Source organism: Dechloromonas hankyongensis (genome assembly GCF_022012295.1).
GTDB lineage: Bacteria > Pseudomonadota > Gammaproteobacteria > Burkholderiales > Rhodocyclaceae > Azonexus > Azonexus hankyongensis.
The window spans coordinates 621871-634532 of the sequence record NZ_JAKLTN010000002.1; the positions used below are offsets into that span (position 1 = coordinate 621871).

Sequence of the window (12662 nt, forward strand, 5' to 3'; positions counted from 1 at the left end):
GGGGTGTTGTGGCCGAATATCACTTGCTGACCATCTGGCGCATAAATGCCCCGCTGACCGAGGTTTACAATGCCATCCACGACTCGACGCGCTGGCCGGAGTGGTGGCCGGGGGCGGAAAAAGTGGAACCCATCGCCAGCACCGAGGGCGATGGCGTCAACGGCATCTGCCGCTTTTCGTGGCGAGGCAGACTGCCCTACCTCATCGTCTTCGACATACACGCCACCCGCATCAAGAAACTGGTGGCCATCGAAGGCCGGGCCACCGGCGATCTCGAAGGCGTCGGCCACTGGCGCTTTTCCCGCCGGGGATCGATCAGCATCGTTCGGTTCGAATGGCATGTACGCAGCACCAAGTGGTGGATGAATCTGCTCGCACCGTTGGCCCGTTCGATTTTCATCAGCAACCACGTCCGGCTGATGACCCAGGGCGGCGAAGGATTGGCCGCCCTGCTCCGCTCACCGCTGGTCAGCCAGAAAAGCATAGACCTGATGGCCCAAGACCAACCGCCGGCGCCGGATCACCTGCGCCGGCATCAGGGTGGCCGCATAGATCCGGCTATGGTCCTGATGGCGGGCCTGTTCGCCGGAACGGTGGCCACGCTCGTCCAACTCGCCCTGTGGTGGCTGACCGACGTGCCGTTACTGCCGACGCTGGTGCGCGATGCCCACCTGACCGCCGCCATCGCGATGGGGCCCGGCATTCTGGCATCCCCTTTGGCCACGCAATGGGAAGTCTTGATGGTCGCCACGCTGATCCATTTTGGATTGTCCGTGTTTTACGCCATCGTTCCCGCCCTCATCGCCGGCCGTCTCGGCGCTCTCCCCGCACTTGTGGTCGGAAGCGCGTACGGCCTAGCCATTTATGCCCTCAACCTGCATGGCTTTACGGCTGTCTTTCCGTGGTTCGCCGTGAGCCGCGACTGGCCGACCCTTGCCGCCCATGCCGTATTTGGGCTGGCATTGTTTGGCTGGTGCCTGCTTTCCGGCCGACGGCCTCCGCCGACAGAAATTAGTCGCCGGCAGTAAAGACCTGGCCAGGAAGCCTTATTCGCTGCGTGAGACGAAGCGCAAGTTTGCCGCCGAACCAGAAGCGGCTACCCGAACGTTCCGCGTTTGCCGCGCCCCATCCGTTTCGACGGCAACCTGATAGCTGCCTGCCGGCAGTTTGAGATATAGAAGCGGCCCTTCGGTCACGCCGGAAACCACGGTTTGGCCTCGGCGGCTGATCGTAAAGGGAACCCCGGCCAAATAATTGCCGCGCGGCCCGGTCAGCATCAAACGTACATTGTAGTTCGCCGCCACTTTACGCATTTCCGTCATGGCTTCGTCGCCGATGCCGCCACTAATCCACGGAACCTCGGCCTGTTGACCGCTGACCACATTGCTTTTTGCGGCATCGTCGATTTCGACGGCGGCCGCCGGCCAGCAATGCATGGCGATTAGCAGAGCCATGAGCCAAATTCGGCTAAGGCGCGTTTGTGGCACTGCAAGCATGGACAGTTTCATGTCGAATATCCTTTGCTTATTTTCGCCAGACTCGCACGCCGTCACTGTAGCGGTGATTTCCAACGCATGACGGGATGGACTCGAACGACCTGGCTAACGAACTTGGTGGCACCTCGTACGTCTCTGGGAATACGGGGGAAAACCATCATGGCCACCTTGGCAACTCATGCGCTCAACGCAAGCGCTTATAAATTGACACCGTATTTGGTAACACGTTCCGATTCCGCGGGACAAAGCCAGCCCGCTCGATCGACCAGCGCCAGATCCTTCCGAGGCGTGCGTCCATGGGTAAGCTGGTTATGCCTTCGCGACAAAACCTATTTTGAGCCGCTTGCCGGAACTCTTCGTTAACGCTGACCGACGGCAATCAAGTCCGGCAAGCTGCCGTACACATGAACCGGCACGTTCATCTTCGCCACCGAGGTTTGCAGCGTGACCGCCATGTTGCCGTCCACTTGCCCGTCGCGGCCGGCGACGAACTGGCCGGCGGCGGTGACCATACCGGCGTCCATGCGTACATCCTTCAATGCGATCTGCCGGGGATTGATGCTGATCGTCGAGCGCAGGCGATCGAATTTGGTCACCCCGGCGCGCACCTCGGAAACACCATTGCGCCGGGCCGCTTCGCCCAGATCGACGCCGTATAGCGTACCGCGGGTGATTTCCGTGTTCAGCACGACCTCGGCATTGCGCCACAGCGCTTCCCAATTCGCTGCACTGGAGCGCAGTTTGACGGTACCGCTCATCTCGCCTTCCAGCTTCAGGGATGGGGCAAATGCGGCACCCAGCTTGCGCGTATCTATCCGGCTCAACGTCGCATCACCGGCCATGGCCAAACCGTGCCCCCAGTCGAGCAGCCAGTCGCCGCGCAGAACGCCGCCCAGGAAGGTGGTATCGATGTTCTGAACCAGCAGCTTGTCCTTCTGCAAAATGCCTTTGGCCTGCAAGGAGGCGAATTGCGCCGTCGTGCCGGCTGGCTTCCAGGCCCGCCCCTCGATGTTCAGCGCAATGCCCAGCGGCCCCGGCCTGGCTTCGACCAGCATCGTACGGTCGTCGCTTTCGATCGTTGCCTTGTCCAGTTTTCCATCCGCCTGGAAATCCAGTTGACCGTAGATATCGGGGAATTCGGCCCCTTCGCCGAAAACGAGGCGCGAATGCTCAAAATGCAGCTTGCGGACCAGGGCCACGCCGGACACAGGTCCATCGACCTTGAAAAACGGCATGGCCACCAACTGGCTGGCCATCAACTGCACACCAGTCACGTCGATCCGCGAAATCTGCAGCGGTTTGCCGCCCAGCAAGGCCCACGGCGACGCGATCCTCACTTCCGCGACCCGCCCTTCGCCTGAAGCGCCTATGGACAGGTTACTCAACCTGAAGTGCGGCATTGGCAGCAACGCCATCCCGATAGCGCCGATTTTGACGGGAGCCCCGATGTATTGGCTGGCTGATGTCTCAAAAGCAGGCTTGAAACGGTCATAGGGATACAACAGGGCGATCGCCACGCCCAACAGCATGATCCCGCCCAGACCCAGCGCCAGGTGACGCCGCCGCAAGCGCCAGCGACCGGCATCAGCATTGCCGGCAACATGCTCCGGCACTGTCCGCTGATAAGGCTGCGGCGCCATGGACGGTTTGAAACCGCTTTCACCAGCCCTGCCGCGGGGCGAAAGACTCGGTTTGCCCAAGGACGGAAAACCACTGGCTGCGCCGGCCCTTACCTGGGAATTCGGCGCGCCGGTCTGCGGACCAAAAACCGAAAATTGCGACATCGGCTGCGGCGGCTCGGACTGCTGCCCGGTTTCGGCCCCCTGCCGGCTGTCCTGCCAAACCGGGGTGCCGCCCACTTGCGGGGCAATGTATCCGCCCTCTTCCAGCTCGCGCAGCGCGGCTTCGACCAATCGCGGATTGCCGATCTTGGTAGCCAGTTCGCCGACGCTTACCTTGCCATCGACCTGGACCAGCACCATGCGCAAATTACGCTGCACGACGCGCGTGCTTTGCCGGACCGCTTCATCGCCGGTCGGGGTCTTTGCGTAAACGAGATTGGCATCCATATTTGAATCTTGTTTTTGCTAAAAAAGGCACAAAAGTCTTGACTGACGGGGATTCTACTCCTATAATGCGCACCTCTGTTCCTCGATAGCTCAGTCGGTAGAGCGCCGGACTGTTAATCCGTAGGTCCCTGGTTCGAGCCCAGGTCGAGGAGCCAACCCAATACAGATTTGGGCACTTCGTAAGAGGTGCCCTTTTTTGTTTCTGCGATGGCCGCAGCCAAGGCTGCATTACTGCCAGTCATTACGACCTCCTTGCCGGTCACGCGAATCTCGCTGACAAAGTATCGCAGATACTGTTTGGCAAATCCCGGCTTTCCCTCTTTCAGCTTCATGCGCAAGGCTTGGCAGAACAGATCAATCTGCTTCGGCTTGATCGCCGGCATTTGCTGGCGGCGCTTGTAGCCTGCCATCTGTGTCAGTACTTCCTGCCTTCTCGCCTGAATCCGATGGCTACGCTGTTGCAAGTGAGCATCGAGCGGCAGGATGCCTTTCTCAACCGCTTCGAATAACCGTTCGCTGCGCTGTTCGAGTTCTTTGAGTTCGTCCTGTAGAACGCTGATCCCATCGGCTTCGTTCGCCTTGGCGGTTCTCAGTTGCTTCTGCAGTTGGCTGAGAATTTCTTTCACACGCTCGGGCGTGAACAGCTTGTCGGCCAGCACATCCAGCACCGCGGCATCCATCTTCGGCATCGACACGGCAGGATTGCTACATTGGTTGATGTGCTTGGCGATGCGGGTATTACACTTGTAATAGCGATAGCGCCCACCTTTCCCGGTGGCCGTGGTCATGCCGGAATTGCAGCAGCCGCATTTGATCAGGCCAGTGAGCAAGGTATCGGAACCGATAATGCTTGGTGCCACCTTGTCGAAGCTGCGCGAGGCTTTGCGCTCCTGTACCGCATTGAATTGTTCGGCCTCGATGATCGGCTCTACCTTGAGCAGAATCCACTCCGATTCCGGCTTGGCCCGTTTGGTCTTGTCTTCCATTCGATTGAAATAGAACTCGCCCATATAGGTGCGGTTCGACAGGACTTCATGCACTCGGCTACGCGTCCAGGCTGATGCTCGATGTTTGCGCCCGGATTCGTTCAGATATGTGGCAATCTGTTTGGCCCCCATCGGGCCATCGCCTTTGCCATTCAGATACAACTCGAAGATGCGCTTCACCAAACCCGCCTCGGCCTGATCAATGGCCAATCGCTGTTTGCGCTTACCCTTGTTGCCGAACTTTTCCGCCTCGACTGTCTTGTAGCCGAACGGAGGCCGCGAACCGTTCCAGTAACCTTGCCGAGCGTTCTCCTTCATCGCCCGCAGAGTGTGCTTGCCGTTTTCCTTGCTCTGGTACTCATCGAAGATGGAGAAGATTTTGCGCGCCATTTCGCCGGAAGGGTCATCGCTTGTCTGCTGGGTGATCGAGATCAGCCGCACGCCCACCTTTTTGAGATCGCGCTCATAGAGAGCGAACTCCAAAGCATCACGGAAGAAGCGCGACAGGCTATGCACGATGATGGCTTCGAAAGGTGATGGCTTTTGGGTAGCCTCGGCGATCATCTGCTGGAATACCGGGCGACGGTCATCGGTGGCCGATGCGCCGGGTTCAATGTAGGTTTCAGCCACGGCATAGCCCTGCGCCGCGCACCAGTCCTGCATCTGCCGTATCTGGTCGGGAATGGATAAATCCTTCTCGGCCTGCTTTACCGTGGATACCCGAGCATAAAGGGCGACTGCCATGATCTTCCTCCGTGGATACACCGCCACACCCGGCCTGCAGGGTTATAAGCGAGCAGGATGGCCTGTCAAGGCAGCCTGCGGTGGTGGAACCAGCCTTGACAGGCCATCCCGCCCGCTTTTTTGGTCTGCATGCCGAATGCGGCTCTCTGGTTGCTCAATCGTCCTCGCTATCGTCCAACCGCTGCACCAACAGCAGCAGTTCATCGAATACCGAAGCAATCAAGGCGATTTCCTCATGTGACGGTTTTGGGAGTACAAAGTCGTCGGACAGAATCCGGGGGATCGTGGATTGTTCGCGCACTCATCGTGGCACCTCCTTTCCTGCGGTCTTGGCCTGCCCGTTCCGTTCCTTCATCCTTGCCATTCCTTGAGCTGCTTACGCAACTCGTGTTCCAAATCCTTGCGGTATTTGCTCCCGAATTCGTTCAGAAACTGTTTTCGGAAGCTATTGAATTGCGCCGGTGGTAGTGCTGTTTCTGCGGCGAGCAATAGCTTGTTGATCCGCCGGTTGGTCAGCGTAACGATGATTTGAAGAATCGGCGTTACCACTGTCCTAGCCTCATTTCGTCGTAACGGCGGCGCACATCGTTTTCCCAGGCGAAGTCATCGTGAATCCGGGTGAGCTTCTTCTGCAGGAAGGCGAGGCTTTCCTCGAAGCCGATTTCCGGGGTTTTGCGTTTGATGCCTTGAATCGCGCCGAGCCGCTTGAGATAGCCGTAGATGCTGATTGCCATCCGGGTTTCGCGTTCTTCCAGCAAGGCCAGCGGATCAAGTTCCTTGACGATCCCCAAACCGTCCATCTCGGCGACCCGGCTTTGCAGGTCAGCCCACAGGGGATGAATCGGCCAACGGGAGCGGTTGCTGTCGTCGGTCGGGATGCGTAATGAGGTGTGGTCATTGACCAGCACGCGCAGCAGATCGCCCTGGCGTTCAGTCAGATCGGCGAAGGTCTGGATGCCGAAGGTACGCAGCCACGTTTTACGAATCTGCCACTCGATACGCCAAACATTCTCGGTGCAGCCCCACAGATCGAAGAACCACGTTTTGCTGCTTTTCTCGGTGATCTCATCGACCTTGTTATAGACCCGCAGCACAACATCGCCTTCACCGAAGCCGAAGGTCTGCACTTTTCGGTTTTTGCGGAACTGCTTGTCTTTGGTGGATGAGGTAACGAAGCTGTCCTCATCGAAATCGATGGCGTCGATCTGGTAGTCGAAGGTGAAATCGACTCGTGACAGGCGTTCAGGTTGGAAGGTGGAGAAACCAACCGAAGCGGCCCAAGCCAGAAAGCGCCGATGCAAGGCGAGCGCACCGAATTGCCACAAGGCGAAGCTGCGGAAGGTGACGAAGAAATTGGGTTTGTTGAACTCCCCGAACTGGATGCTGAAACAGTCGTTCTCGATCAGGAAGGGGTAGCCGCTCTTGGTGCCGTTTGCTGCCAGCAGAAATTCCTCGTTGCCGAGCCTGATCGCCAAGGGGCGACGGATTTTGGCTAGGCGGCGGGTTTCTTTCTCGACGGCCAGTTGCTCATAGTTGAGCGAACACTCAGGAAGCGGCGCAAGGTAGTACGCGCACTCGATGGTGTCGTGGCCAGATAGGAGATGACGGCAAGCGGTACTCATGACCGCTTATGCTAAAGAGGGGTAAGGGGTGCGTCAAGCCCCTTCTTTGAAATCGTCCGAGATAATCCTGCGATCTTCAATTTTGATTGCACCGCTAACAGCCTTCCAGAAGTTCCCTAGCTGCTTGGCCCAACCGTAACCAATCGATCTTTCGTGGCTTGGCCCTTCTGCCGGAAAGAATTCACGAAAGTTGATATTGAGGATCTGCTCGTATTTTCGAATGGTTCGCTTATTATGAATCAGTACCAGAACCCGCCATCCGAAGTGATGGCCGATACGCAGTACGCCAAGGGCTGCTTCGAGTTCTGTGAGGTCCCCGGCGTAGCGTGCTATGGCTTCGCGTTCTATTCGAACCAACTCAGCTTCTTGCTCAAGTGTTCGGTTGAATAGACGATCTTTGTTGCGCTGATAGCGCTCGTTATCCACGTTCATGTGATGTCCTGTAGCAAGATCGAGGAATAAATCTTAGCACGCTAAGAGGTACTGATTAACCCCTTTTGTTCTTGCTGATCAAGACACGATGCTTTCGGTGGTGGTGGCTCGCATGCGGCGCCTCGCGTGCGGCGCATGCGGACCACCTCCACCAGCGAAGTCTCGTTGAGGTGGTAATGCAAAGGGGGTATTCTTACGTCCTATCTTTTTCCGTGTATTTTTAGCCCCCCGTGTTACTTGAACGGGGGAAAAGGCCCCCGTTTAATACAAAGCGCCACAACTGAGAACTGATAGTGATCATTCTGCCCGGTCAAGGGAAATCAATCCCTCTTGCTACGTCTAAAGGTAACCCTATTGAGAATGAACAGAATGATGCCGTTACGGCTGAGGACGAGCACTGGGATGGCAAGTTTGCAGCTCGCCATTTATCTGCAAAGCCACGTGGTTCGATGAGCGGGCGCTACAATTGTCACGGACTTGTTTTTGCTTCACGACGAACCCGCATTTTCTCTTACACCGAGCTCACAAAGATACTCTCAGATGACAATTACATTGAAATTGCGATGTCGCAGGTACTTGAAGGGGACATCATTCTGTACTATGAAAATAACGAAGTGGTTCATTCAGGTATAGTGGTAAATCCACCGTGTGCTGCGAACCTCTGGAATCCAATGGTTTTCAGCAAGTGGGGGAGCGGGCGAGAGTTCGTCCATCGAGGAAATGATTGTCCTTACACATTCAACGTGAAATACATTCGTCTAGCATGAACCCGATACAACTAAGTATTCACGAATCTGAACGCATTCTATTTGCAGCTATCACTGCAAATACTCCTTCGTATCTAATGAAGCGGTTGCGTATTGATCCTGCTGTTCAAAAAGCTGCGCAATCGGTGTCCCTTGAAGAACTCACTGCTGCCGCGACGACAATTTTCGGTAATGAAATAAGCTCCAATGACAGCTGCGCTCAGGCATATTTGATTTTTGGCGTTGTTTCATTTCTGCCTCCGAGCAGCAGGCAAAAAGTACTTGAGGTCGTTGATGCACATAAAATAAACTGGGGACCACAACTTCTTGCTGAAATAGCAGCATACGATGTGACTACATCTGTACAGGTGAGGAAAACGGTACAGAAACCCCAACTAATGCCTCAACCAATTCCCTCATCCGGTCGTTTGGCTAACATTAGTCAACATAGTGTTCGCGCGCCAAGCGTCACCAGGGTACTTTTGGCTACTCCAACTATATCTAGTTCAAATAATCAGCTTTCTATTGTGAGCGACTAATGCATCGGACCACTCTTGTTCTTTGTTGTAACAGAATTCTTCATGATGCTCCGACAAATTCAGTGTCGGCAATTGAGATATATGAAGAGTTTTCCGCTCCCGGACTGCCGTTTGTAATTCCAAGCTTTAGTATCCTTTGGGTGGTCGAGCGGGATGCAGCCGATACTCCGACAGTAGATGGACGCGTTCGCATATTACAAGGTGAAGGAAACATACTGGGTGATTTCCCTGCTGACATAGACTTTCAAGGTGCTCTTAGAACACGGAATATGGTTCAAATTGGAGGGCTGATGATCAGCTTGCCAGCTCCACTCACAGTTCAGTTGCTGATGGGTGGCAATGTTGTATCGACAATGACATTCCCTGTCACAGTAAAGGCTAACCTAGTGCCGCAACCGAATTAATTTTGGGGGCGCTGACAAATAGATGATTACTGCCCCCTGTTTCTGGAAGTTCTTGATTGGCGGGGCACTCAGAGTACGAATAAGACTTCCATCCTGTGTCCTCTTTCATCAGCTTGGACGCGCTCTACAGGATGAAGAACTCTACTTGCCAGTTCTCAGATCTATCCGAGTTGGCGAGCCAAAGATTCAAGCAAAAAGCCATCGTTCGCGATGGCTTTTTGCTTTTTAAAGCCGTTCGCAGATCGCAGTCTGCCAGTTATCCATCCGGATTACATCACCTTCGGATAACGGCTTGTATCCAATTGCAATTTTCCGGCCGGAAAAACACCCTTTTCATGAACTGGAAAAACCGGTGGCTTTCGGCATGGCCGCGCCGGTTTTTCCGGCTGACGGCGCGGCGCGCCGCCTCGGCCGAGGGCTTGCCGATAAAAACTGCAAAGTGTGAAGAACTTTTCCTTTTTTGATCTCTCTACTTGCCTAGAGAGATATCGCGAATTGATAATCGGCCTCCAGAGACCATTTGCAACCTGCGGGATAACCGAGCTACGTCCGCCATGCACAACGAAACACTCAGGCCAGAGAATACCCCTGCCGGACTGACCGACTTCAAGCCCACGATCGGTTCGCCCGCGATGGCGCATCGCGATGGCACTCTTCTCGACAAGTATGGGCGGCGTATCACTTACGTGCGCCTGTCCATCACCGACCGCTGCGATTTCCGCTGCACCTACTGCATGGCCGAGGAAATGACCTTCCTGCCGCGCCACGAAGTGATGAGCCTGGAAGAGTGCCTGCGCGTCGCATCCGTTTTTGTCGGCCTGGGCGTCACCAAGTTGCGCATTACCGGCGGCGAGCCGCTGGTGCGCAAGGATGTGATGTGGCTGATCGAGCGCCTGGGCGCCCTGCCCGGCTTGGAAAACCTGGTCCTGACCACCAACGGCTCGCAACTGGATCGCTTCGCCCAGCCCTTGCGGGCAGCCGGCGTAAAGCGCATCAATATCAGTCTGGATACCTTGCGCCCTGATCGTTTCAAGAAGATCACCCGCATCGGCGACCTGAACAAGGTATTGCACGGTATCGAGGCGGCGCGGGTGGCGGGTTTCCAGCGCACCAAACTCAACACCGTCATGATGCGCGACGGGAATGATGACGAATTCGTCGACCTGGTCCGCTTTGCCGTAGCCAATGAACTCGACATTTCCTTCATCGAGGAAATGCCGCTCGGCGACATTCACGGGCGCAACACCACCTTCATCTCGTCCGAAGAAACGCGGACCGTCCTGTCCGAACATTTCGAGCTGATCCCTTCCACGGAAAACTCGGGCGGACCGGCGCGTTACTGGCGGATTCCGGGCAGCGAGTCGCGCATCGGCTTCATCTCCCCGCACAGCCATAATTTCTGCGACACCTGCAACCGGGTGCGGATTACCGCCAAAGGCGAGCTTTACCCCTGCCTTGGTCAGAACGATGCGAGCCAACTGCTCCCCGCCCTCCGTTCCGGCGACGACGATGCGGTGCGCCAGGTCATCGTCGATAGCATGGGCATCAAGCCTTACGGGCATGATTTCACCCATCAGATGAACTCGCCGCAAGTCGTTCGCTTCATGTCGATGACTGGGGGATAGGCCGGCGTGCCGCGTCTTGGTTTTGCCAGGCTCACCCGGTCATCTTCGCTGCAACACCGCCGCTTCGCTTCATCGCCACTGAGTGCAGCACTGACCGCCGGGCTGATCATCGGCCTGTTTGCCGGCTTTGCCGGCTACCTGTACGCGCCGGGAATCATTTCGGCCCTGCTCCTGATTGCCGCCCTGCTCGGTGTTGCCGTTTGTGTGTACCTGGATCGCCGTGCCTTTCAATCCGTGCGCCGCGCCTACGATATGGCGATGCTGGCTGCCCACGATGGATTCTGGGAGTGGAATCCGATTACCAAGGCGTTGCATGTCGGCACCCGCCTACTCGACATCCTGGGCTATCGCGAGGATTTTCTGCCCGATACCGATGCCTGGCTGAAGCTGGTCCACCCCGAAGACGTCGGCGGTTATAACCGTGCCGTCTCTCGCCATCTGAAAGGCGAGACCGAACATTTCTACTGCGAATACCGCGTCCTGGCCAGCGACGGCAATTATCGCTGGATCGCCTCGCGCGGCTTGGCCGTCCGCGACGGTGACGGGCGCGCCTACCAGATGGTCGGCTCGGTCACCGACATCACCGAACGACGCTCGCACCAGGAAGAACTGGAGTTTCTTGCCCAGCATGACAGCCTGACCGGGCTGCCGAATCGCCTGATGTTCGCCGAACATCTGCACGCGGCCATTACCTCGGCGCGCGAGCGGAACACCCGGCTGGCGGTCCTGTTCATCGACCTCGACCGTTTCAAGAACATCAACGACACCCTGGGACATCGCGCCGGCGACCAGTTGCTGCAACTGGTCACCCAGCGCCTGCTCCACGACCTACCGCCCGGTTGTCAGCTGTTCCGCCAGGGCGGGGACGAATTCCTCGTCCTGCTCAACCCGGCCGCGGATGCCGATGCCGCCCTGCGCACCGCAACGCTGCTCAAGGAAGGCCTGACCACGCCGATCAGCGGCGGCGAAAGCGATTTCTTCACCACGGCCAGTATCGGTATCAGCCTGTTTCCCGAAGATGCCAGCGACGGCGAAACCCTCCTCCGCCATGCCGATACGGCAATGTACGAAGCCAAGGCGGCGGGCGGCAATGCCATACGTTCGCATACGCCGGTGATGAACGAGCGCATCACTTTCCGGATGTCGCTGGAAACGAAGCTGCGCCGCGCAGTGGCCAAAAACCAGCTGCAGCTCTATTTCCAGCCCCAGGTCGCGACAGCGAGCGGCAGGCTGACCGGCGCCGAAGCGCTGCTTCGCTGGCACGACGGCGAGAAATTCATTCCGCCCGATCATTTCATTCCCGTCGCCGAGGACAGCGGCCTGATCATCCAGATTGGCGAATGGGTGGTCGAGCGAACCATCGCTCAGATACTCGAATGGCGCGCACTGAATCTGGCCGTTCCGCCCATCGCGATCAACCTGTCGCCCCGCCAGTTCTGGCATTCATCCATTTCGACCTTCATCCTGGAACGGCTGCGGCAAGCCGGCCTGCCTACGTCGGCCATCAAGGCCGAGGTCACCGAATCCGTGCTGCTCGATGCCGAAAATGCCAGCATCGAAGAACTGCGCCGCCTGCATGCCGCCGGCGTCATGATTGCGCTCGACGATTTCGGCACCGGCTATTCGTCGCTTTCCTACCTGCAGCGCCTGCCGATCGGCACGCTGAAGATAGACAAGTCCTTCATCAAGGACTTGGTCCTCGACGAACCCACCTCGAGCAGCGAGCCCATGGTTCGGGCCATCATGGCCATGGCCAAGAGCCTGTCGCTGGAAGTCGTTGCCGAAGGTGTCGAAACGCAGCCTCAGCGCCGCGAACTGGAAGCACTGGGCTGCGACGTGATCCAGGGCTACCTGATCGGCCGGCCGCTACCGGCCGGCGAATTTGCCGAGAAATTCCTGAGCCGCTCGCGGCCCGGCAAGGACCCGGCACCGGCCGATATCGCTTGCCCGATCGCCGATTAACCGGCGCAGCGCAACAAAAAACGAAATCCCCCAACAA

13 protein-coding genes, 1 tRNA gene and 1 pseudogene are annotated in these 12662 nt (G+C 57.2%); 8 read left to right on the forward strand and 7 right to left on the reverse strand.

Annotated features, from left to right (window positions below):
* Window positions 1-8 precede the first annotated feature (8 nt).
* Window positions 9-1028 carry an SRPBCC family protein gene (locus LZ012_RS11505; protein ID WP_275710917.1) on the forward strand — a complete coding sequence of 340 codons (1020 nt, stop codon included), beginning with the start codon at window positions 9-11 and terminating at the stop codon, window positions 1026-1028.
* Window positions 1029-1046: 18 nt separating this feature from the next.
* On the opposite strand, the gene LZ012_RS11510 is transcribed toward LZ012_RS11505, so the two are convergent.
* Together LZ012_RS11510 and LZ012_RS11515 are read right to left on the reverse strand one after the other, a co-directional pair.
* Window positions 1047-1508, reverse strand: coding sequence for a hypothetical protein (locus tag LZ012_RS11510; protein ID WP_275710920.1), 462 nt, complete (start codon window positions 1506-1508; stop codon window positions 1047-1049).
* A gap of 347 nt (window positions 1509-1855) precedes the next feature.
* Window positions 1856-3409, reverse strand: a complete 1554-nt coding sequence (locus LZ012_RS11515) for an AsmA-like C-terminal region-containing protein (RefSeq protein ID WP_275710922.1) — start codon at window positions 3407-3409, stop codon at window positions 1856-1858.
* Window positions 3410-3644: 235 nt separating this feature from the next.
* Between LZ012_RS11515 and LZ012_RS11520 the strand changes: the two genes are divergently transcribed.
* Both LZ012_RS11520 and LZ012_RS11525 read left to right on the forward strand, forming a co-directional pair.
* A tRNA-Asn gene (locus LZ012_RS11520) sits at window positions 3645-3720 on the forward strand.
* A 186-nt stretch (window positions 3721-3906) separates the two neighbouring features.
* Window positions 3907-4074: a hypothetical protein gene (locus tag LZ012_RS11525; protein ID WP_275710924.1), complete on the forward strand. Its 168-nt coding sequence runs from the start codon at window positions 3907-3909 to the stop codon at window positions 4072-4074.
* 204 nt (window positions 4075-4278) lie between these two features.
* Here LZ012_RS11525 and LZ012_RS19800 read toward each other — a convergent pair.
* From LZ012_RS19800 to LZ012_RS11555, 5 genes and pseudogenes are all read right to left on the reverse strand, one after another.
* Window positions 4279-5295, reverse strand: a pseudogene (locus tag LZ012_RS19800) (recombinase family protein); the annotation flags it as partial.
* A 154-nt stretch (window positions 5296-5449) separates the two neighbouring features.
* Entirely contained in the window at window positions 5450-5596 is a 147-nt protein-coding gene (locus LZ012_RS11540; protein WP_275710930.1) for a restriction endonuclease subunit S domain-containing protein, read from the reverse strand.
* A gap of 50 nt (window positions 5597-5646) precedes the next feature.
* The gene (locus tag LZ012_RS11545) at window positions 5647-5844 is read right to left on the reverse strand and encodes a hypothetical protein (RefSeq protein WP_275710932.1); all 198 of its coding nucleotides are present in this window, start codon (window positions 5842-5844) and stop codon (window positions 5647-5649) included.
* Entirely contained in the window at window positions 5838-6917 is a 1080-nt protein-coding gene (locus tag LZ012_RS11550) for a hypothetical protein (protein ID WP_275710934.1), read from the reverse strand. The genes LZ012_RS11545 and LZ012_RS11550 overlap by 7 nt, the downstream gene beginning before the upstream one ends.
* 33 nt (window positions 6918-6950) lie before the next feature.
* The gene (locus tag LZ012_RS11555; RefSeq protein WP_275710936.1) at window positions 6951-7349 is read right to left on the reverse strand and encodes a hypothetical protein; all 399 of its coding nucleotides are present in this window, start codon (window positions 7347-7349) and stop codon (window positions 6951-6953) included.
* A gap of 293 nt (window positions 7350-7642) precedes the next feature.
* On the opposite strand from LZ012_RS11555, the gene LZ012_RS11560 reads away from it, so the two are divergent.
* The 5 genes from LZ012_RS11560 (at window position 7643) to LZ012_RS11575 (ending at window position 12625) form a co-directional block, all read left to right on the forward strand.
* Window positions 7643-8116, forward strand: a complete 474-nt coding sequence (locus tag LZ012_RS11560) for a hypothetical protein (RefSeq protein WP_275710939.1) — start codon at window positions 7643-7645, stop codon at window positions 8114-8116.
* Window positions 8113-8634 carry a hypothetical protein gene (locus LZ012_RS11565; RefSeq protein WP_275710941.1) on the forward strand — a complete coding sequence of 174 codons (522 nt, stop codon included), beginning with the start codon at window positions 8113-8115 and terminating at the stop codon, window positions 8632-8634. Before LZ012_RS11560 ends, LZ012_RS11565 begins: the two co-directional genes overlap by 4 nt.
* Entirely contained in the window at window positions 8634-9038 is a 405-nt protein-coding gene (locus LZ012_RS19805; RefSeq protein WP_420839513.1) for a DUF6941 family protein, read from the forward strand. Before LZ012_RS11565 ends, LZ012_RS19805 begins: the two co-directional genes overlap by 1 nt.
* Before the next feature lie 632 nt (window positions 9039-9670).
* Window positions 9671-10663, forward strand: a complete 993-nt coding sequence (gene moaA / locus LZ012_RS11570) for a GTP 3',8-cyclase MoaA (RefSeq protein WP_275710943.1) — start codon at window positions 9671-9673, stop codon at window positions 10661-10663.
* Window positions 10664-10669: 6 nt separating this feature from the next.
* A complete protein-coding gene (locus tag LZ012_RS11575) occupies window positions 10670-12625 on the forward strand; it encodes a putative bifunctional diguanylate cyclase/phosphodiesterase (RefSeq protein WP_275710945.1) in 1956 nt (651 codons plus the stop codon).
* The last annotated feature ends 37 nt before the right edge of the window (window positions 12626-12662 follow it).